Source organism: Kocuria sp. ZOR0020 (assembly GCF_000800955.1).
In the GTDB taxonomy this organism is placed as follows: Bacteria; Actinomycetota; Actinomycetes; order Actinomycetales; family Micrococcaceae; genus Kocuria; species Kocuria subflava.
In genome coordinates this window covers 1-5,004 of the sequence record NZ_JROX01000110.1, presented here as the reverse complement: position 1 = coordinate 5,004, position 5,004 = coordinate 1, and the positions used below count along the sequence as shown (strand labels likewise).

The window sequence follows — 5,004 nt, the reverse complement described above, 5'->3', positions numbered from 1 at the left end:
CAGCCTGAGCGGCGGGGCACAGCCTGAGCGGCGGGGCACAGCCTGATCCCTGATCAGCAGAGCCTCATCGCAACAGCAGCACAGGAAACGACGGGTCGGACTCATGGGCGATAAGATGGCCCGGGTCCGGCCCGTCGTCGTTGTGGTGGGTGCGGATCCGCTCGGCAGCGCGCTGACCGAGGCCCAGACTTTCAAGAATCCTGAAACGGAGCTCTCCTTGGCACTGCGACTGTCCACCTTGTTCCTGCGAACCCTGCGCGAGGACCCCGTAGACGCTGAGGTGGCCAGCCACCGTCTCCTGGTGCGCGGCAGCTACATCCGCCGTGCGGCCCCCGGTGGTTTCACCTGGTTGCCGTTGGGCATGATTGTGCTGCGCAAGATCGAGGCGATCGTGCGTGAGGAGATGAACGGGATCGGCGGCCAGGAGGTGCTGTTCCCGGCGTTGCTGCCGCGTGAGCCGTATGAGGCGACCGGCCGTTGGGAAGAGTACGGGGACAACTTGTTCCGGCTGAAGGACCGCAAGGAAGCGGACCACCTGCTGGCCCCCACGCACGAGGAAGTTTTCACCTTGCTGGTCAAGGACCTGTACTCCTCCTACAAGGACCTGCCCGCGATTCTTTACCAGGTGCAGACCAAGTACCGGGATGAAGCCCGCCCGCGCGCAGGCTTGATCCGCTCGCGCGAGTTCATCATGAAGGACTCCTATTCTTTTGACGTGGACGATGCCGGCCTGGCCGAGTCCTACCGCCTGCACCGTGAGGCCTATGTGCGCATCTTCATGCGTCTGGGCCTGGAAGTGGTTGCGGTTTCTGCCGACTCGGGTGCCATGGGTGGTTCCCAGTCGGAGGAGTTCTTGTTCCCCACGGCCATTGGTGAGGACACCTTTGTGCGCTCCCCGGGTGGTTATGCCGCCAACGTTGAGGCCGTGACCACTGTGGTGCCGGATTCCGTTCCCCACAACGACGCACCGGACGCCGTGGTGTTGGACACCCCTGATTCGCCCACCATTGACACGTTGGTGGAGCAGTCCCAGAGCCTGCACCCGCGTGAGGACCGGCCGTGGACACCGGCGGACACCTTGAAGAACGTGGTGGTCAAGGTGACCCGTCCGGATGGTGAAACCCAGCTGGTGGCCATCGGTCTGCCCGGGGACCGCAACGTGGACCTCAAACGCTTGGAGGTCAGCCTGGGGGACGTTCTGGAGATCGCCGGTGAGATCGACGTCGAGCAGGCCGGTGACGAGGACCTGAAAACTCAGCCGTTGATCGTCAAGGGCTACCTGGGCCCGGGCCTGACCTTGAACGAACCGTTGCTGGGGGAGAAGTCCGCCACGGGCCTTCCATACTTTGTGGATCCCCGCGTGGTGGAGGGCACCCGCTGGGTGACCGGTGCCAACGTTGCCGGACAGCACGTGTATGACCTGGTGGCAGGCCGTGACTTCACCTGGGATGCTGCCATTGAGTGCGCCCAGGTGCTGCCGGGTGACCCTGCACCGGATGGTTCGGGCCCGCTGGAAGCTGCCCGCGGGATCGAGATGGGCCACGTTTTCGCCCTGGGGCGCAAGTACGCTGAGGTGCTGGGCCTGAAGGTTCTGGATCAGAACGGCAAACAGGTTGTGGTGACCATGGGCTCCTACGGGTTCGGGGTCACCCGTGCCGTGGCCGCCCTGGCGGAAGCCAACCATGACGACAAGGGCCTGATCTGGCCGCGCGCCGTTGCTCCCGCTGACGTGCACGTGGTGGCCACGGGCAAGGGGCCTGAGTTCATGGCCGAGGCGGAAAAGGTCGTGGAGGAACTGGAAGCCCAGGGACTCTCCGTGCTCTTTGACGACCGTCCCAAGGTTTCCCCCGGCGTGCGCTTTGGCGATTTTGAACTGCTGGGTGTGCCCACCATGTTGGTGGTCGGCCGTGGCTTGGCAGACGGTGTTCTGGAACTGAAGGACCGTGCCACCGGTCAGGCTCAGGAGATCGCCCGTGAAGGTGTGGGCCACGCTGTTGCCACCGCCATCGGAGCTGAGGCATGAGCGATCAGGAACTCACCGCCGCGTTGCGTGACCTGCTGACCCCTGTGATTCAGGACTCCGGGTTGTACTTGGAGGAGATCGAGATCCGCGGGGCCGGTGAGACCCGCGTGGTCCAGGTCTTGGTGGACCTGCCCGAGGACACCACCGAAGGCGTGGACATGGATGACATCGCCCGGGTCTCCCACGCCATCTCCGATGCACTGGACCAGCATGATCCGGTGGACGGACCTGCCTATGAGCTGGAGGTCTCCTCTCCGGGGGCCGCCCGGGAACTGAAGCAGCTACGCCACTGGAAACGCTCAGTGGGACGTCACGTTGCCGTCACACCCTTGGACACCAGCATCGGTGGCAAATTCGTGGCTCAGCTGCTCTCCGTGGAACCGGCGGGCGACGACGACTCAGCGGTGACTCTGCAGCGCAGTGAACAGGTCAAGAAGGGCATGCCGGTCAAGGTGCTGGAACCCGAAACCTGGCAGCTCTCCCAGATCCGCCGGGCCAAGGTGGACGTCCAGGACTGAACCGCACGCGGCACCGGGTGAGTGAACCGTGCCGAGGTGTAGGATTGAAGGCTGAATCAGGATGTGAGGCTTGGTTCCCCACGCCGTGAACAACGGCGTGGTGCCGGGCCCACAGCCACCATGTAATTGACGATCAACAGCGTTCCGCCCGTTACGGGCGGTGCGCTGTTGTCCATCACGGGACGCTGTTGACCACAGTGGACCAGGACCAGGAAGGCTCGATATGGACATCGACATGAGTGCCCTGCGGATGCTCGAACGTGAGCGCGAAATCCCGGTGGATCTGCTGGTCCCAACCATTGAGCAGGCTCTGGTGCTGGCCTACCTGCGTTCAGCCGGGGCCATCAAGGACGCCCGCGCGGAGATTGACACCAAGTCCGGTCACGTGACCATCTGGGCCCCTGAACTGGACGAGGAAGGCAACAAGATCGGGGAGTTCGACGACACTCCGTCCGGCTTCGGCCGCATTGCCGCCTCCACTGCACGTCAGGTGATTCTGCAGCGTCTGCGGGACGTGGAGGACGACAACGTCCTGGGTCACTTCAAGGGCCGTGAAGGTGAAGTGGTCTCCGGGCAGATCCAGCAGGGCCGCAATCCGAACATGGTGCAGGTGGACCTGGGCACGGTCGAGGCCTTGCTGCCCCCGCATGAGCAGGTGCCGGGGGAGAAGTACCCGCACGGCAGCCGCATCCGCGCCTACATCGTGGAAGCCCGCCGCGGCCCCAAGGGTCCGTCCATCACCTTGTCCCGGTCCCACCCGGAGCTGGTGCGCCGCCTGTTCGAGTTCGAGGTCCCGGAGATCTCCGACGGCGACGTGGAGATCATGGCCATTGCCCGTGAAGCCGGGCACCGCACCAAGATCGCCGTTGCGGCCAACACCTCCGGTGTCAACGCCAAGGGCTCGTGCATCGGTGAGATGGGAACCCGCGTGCGTGCGGTCATGAACGAGCTCGGCGGGGAGAACCTCGACATCGTCGACTGGTCAAATGACCCCTCCGTGTTCATCAGCAACGCTCTCTCCCCGGCCAAGACCGTCAGTGTTGAGGTCCTGGATGAGCGTGCCAAGGCGGCACGCGCCGTCGTTCCGGACAACAAACTGTCCCTGGCCATCGGCAAGGAGGGCCAGAACGCCCGCCTGGCCGCCAAACTGACCGGCTGGAAGATCGACATCGTGGCCGAGTCCCGCGCCTGAGACCCTGCGCGGGCCCCGGGCTCGCGTGGCGAAGGCCTCAAATTAGCGCCGATGGACGGACATGGCGCTAGAATGGTCTGCGGTCGAAAAGTCGATGGTTCACGCCTTGATGCAGTTGTGTCAGGGAATCTTCCCCTTCAGGAGCGCGTTCAGCACATGGGACACCTCATGCAGCGCACCTGCATCGGATGCCGAGCCGTTGAATACCCCGACCACCTTGTGCGCTTGACCGTGCAGGCTGAGGCGGCCGGGATCGTCGTCGTGATTGATCACAAGCGATCCCTGGGCGGCCGCGGCGCATGGTTGCACCCCACACAGCAGTGTGCGGAGAAAGCCGAACGACGCCGCGCATTCAACAGGGCCTTCAAGGCTCAGGTTGAAGCCGGTGAGGCCGTGCAGCAGATCAAGCAGGCAACCCAACCGTTGGGTGCCGCGCACAAGTGAGCCGACCACGGTCACCGTCAGGTGGCCGCGTCCAAACCGGCTGAGCCGTCAACGTGGCGGACAGTTGAACTTCCGGGGCGGACTGCCATGGAAAGCGAGTCAGAAACTGATGGAAACCCGATGAGTGCCGAACGATGAGTGCTTTGCAGTGCTCTGAACACGGTGTTCCCGTGCGCACCCATGCGCCGGGAAACCCCCACGGCAAGTAGTCGGTCCGCCTCCTGTCACGGATGCGGACCGGGACAGGAGAAAAGTGGCTAAGCAACGAGTACACGAGCTGGCCAAAGAGCTTGGCATGACCTCCAAAGAGGCGATCGCCAAGCTTCAAGATCTGGGCGAATTCGTCCGCGGTGCATCGTCCACCGTGGAGCCCCCGGTGGCCAAGAAGCTCAAGGACGCGGTGGGCACCAGCGCCCCCGCAGCGGGCACCGAAACCAAGGAAGCAGCGGCCGAGCCTGCTGCCAAGTCCGCACCCAAGAACGATGCCGCCAAGCCCGGCGCGCAGGCAGCACCGGCAGCCAAGCCGCAGGCAGGCCCCAAGCCCGGTGCAAAGCCGGCACCAAAGCCCGGCGCCAAGCCTCAGGCTGCATCTGCCGAGACCCCGAGCAAACCTGCAGCACCGGAGGCCGCGCAGGCACCGGCTGCACAGGAGAGCGCCCCTCAGGCTCAGCAGTCGCCGGCGGAGCAGTCCCAGGCCGAGCAGCCTCAGGCTGAGTCGGCCAAGCCGGCTGCCAAGCCCGCAAGCGGTGCCACCCACGGCCCCAAGCCCGGTGGATCCGGCCCGCGTCCGGGCAACAACCCGTTCGCTTCCCAGCAGGGCATGTCCC

General features: G+C 64.7%; 4 protein-coding genes and 1 pseudogene. All 5 read left to right on the top strand.

Annotated features, from left to right (window positions below; genetic code table 11):
- The first annotated feature begins 217 nt into the window (after positions 1-217).
- Positions 218-2,023, top strand: coding sequence for a proline--tRNA ligase (locus L979_RS07315; RefSeq protein WP_047691033.1), 1,806 nt, complete (start codon positions 218-220; stop codon positions 2,021-2,023).
- A complete protein-coding gene (gene rimP, locus L979_RS07310; RefSeq protein ID WP_047691030.1) occupies positions 2,020-2,541 on the top strand; it encodes a ribosome maturation factor RimP in 522 nt (173 codons plus the stop codon). The genes L979_RS07315 and rimP overlap by 4 nt, the downstream gene beginning before the upstream one ends.
- 223 nt (positions 2,542-2,764) lie before the next feature.
- A complete protein-coding gene (nusA, locus tag L979_RS07305; RefSeq protein WP_047691027.1) occupies positions 2,765-3,733 on the top strand; it encodes a transcription termination factor NusA in 969 nt (322 codons plus the stop codon).
- 51 nt (positions 3,734-3,784) lie between these two features.
- Positions 3,785-4,177 (top strand): YlxR family protein, encoded by a 393-nt coding sequence (locus tag L979_RS17085; RefSeq protein ID WP_369792981.1) that lies wholly within the window; start codon positions 3,785-3,787, stop codon positions 4,175-4,177.
- 295 nt (positions 4,178-4,472) lie between these two features.
- Positions 4,473-5,004, top strand: a pseudogene (locus L979_RS07295) (translation initiation factor IF-2); the annotation flags it as partial.

Excerpts from the sequence above, each read along its gene's own strand:
- rimP (WP_047691030.1), top strand. The coding sequence starts at position 2,020 with ATGAGCGATCAGGAACTCACCGCCGCGTTGCGTGACCTGCTGACCCCT.
- nusA (WP_047691027.1), top strand. The coding sequence starts at position 2,765 with ATGGACATCGACATGAGTGCCCTGCGGATGCTCGAACGTGAGCGCGAA.
- L979_RS17085 (WP_369792981.1), top strand. The coding sequence starts at position 3,785 with ATGGACGGACATGGCGCTAGAATGGTCTGCGGTCGAAAAGTCGATGGT.